General features: G+C 51.4%; 1 protein-coding gene. It reads left to right on the top strand.

Annotated elements, in window-relative coordinates; translation table 11 throughout:
- Positions 1 to 1,524: beta strand repeat-containing protein (locus EHO01S_RS19100; RefSeq protein ID WP_024525068.1), on the top strand; the 1,524-nt coding region annotated here is incomplete at both ends.

Raw genomic sequence — 1,524 nt, 5'->3', positions numbered from 1 at the left:
AACCTGACCGCCAGCCGCGGCAACCTGACGATTAACAGCAACGGTTCACTGGGATTAGCGAATACGTCGCTGAATGCCTCGGCAGGTAATGTCAGCCTGACCGGTCGTGCCGGTATCAGCTTGACAGGTAACAGTAGTATTGCGGCTAAGGATAATATCACCCTGCATGCGCCAGTCGGGGGAATGAATATCAACGGAGAAGCTAACGCGAGTATGGGCATCCGTTCCAGCAACGGGAGTATTACCTTTACTGCCCATAATCCAAGTGCTGGAGAGGTGACGGGGATTAACCTGGGTAACGCCGATGTGCAGGCCAATAATGGAAGCATCGATCTGAACGGCTCTGCCATTAACGGCTCTTTGCAATCATCGGCCGTTAAGCTTAATACTGTTAAATTAACAGCGAAGAACAATATTTCGCTCAATGCAAGTGGCGCGGGTAGTGCCATTGTGGGGAGTAATATTGTACTTAATTCAAAAGATTCAATAAATGTGAACGCTACTGGGAAAAGTAGTGGTTACTCATTTGCTGTTGCCGGTTTTTCTTATTCATCGTTTACAGCAAAGAACAATATATCCTTTGCGTCAAGCGGAACGGAAGAGGAAGGGACGCACATGCAATCTGCCCTCGGCTTTTATGGTAACACCCTGTTTGATGCCAAAAATACCGCTCTTACCGGGAAGCACCGCAATCCAGGCTTGAGTACGCAGTACGCTACAATAGGTGTAACGATTACAAACTCCTCCCCCGGTTATACGGACGGCGTGGGGAACTTAACGGTTAATGGGAATCTGAGTATTAACGGGGACACCAAGGATGGCGGCCCTGGCGTTGTTATTGGTGCGAACGTTAATGTCATAGGACAGGTCGATATTAAAGGTACGAGTCCGTCGGGAGAAGGCGTTTCCTTTACTACATCCGCAGACGATGGTAACCCATCAAGAGTGGTGAATTTAAACATCAATATCAGTGAGGGTGGGAACATAAGCGGCACGTCTGATACTGGTACCGGACTGATGAATGGTAATAAAAAGAATGTTGTTAATATTGTCACTGGCAATCAGACCACGTTATCACTGACAGGTAAGTCATTATCAGGTGATGGCATTATTGTCAGAGGTATCGTCACTGGAAATACGCAGGGAAGTCATGACGGGGAGGTCATATTTACCGGCCATAGTGACGATGGGCGCGGCGTAAATTTAAGCGATGCAAATATGACTGGCGTTAGGGTTAGCGGCAACGCGAACCGCGGCGTCGGCGTGAGCCTGAGCGGTAGCGTGACAGACGGTAGTTTGGCAGGGAACTCTGTCAGCCGTTCGGGGGTTCATGTCGCGGGTGACAGCACCCTGACGGACGTCGCCCTGAGCGGTGGCAGCATCGACGGCAGTGGGGTGGTGGTTAACGCCAACCTGACTAATCTCGGCGACAGCCGCGTCAGCGGCCGCGCCACGGGTAACGGCACAGGCGTCGAATTGGCGGGCACCGTCAGTGGCGGCAATATCAGCGGCGCGGCCACCACC

This window comes from Edwardsiella hoshinae NBRC 105699 = ATCC 33379 (assembly GCF_000474215.1).
Classification (GTDB): domain Bacteria; phylum Pseudomonadota; class Gammaproteobacteria; order Enterobacterales; family Enterobacteriaceae; genus Edwardsiella; species Edwardsiella hoshinae.
The sequence above is the reverse complement of the archived record's forward strand: the minus strand, read 5'-3'. Positions and strand labels throughout refer to the sequence as shown.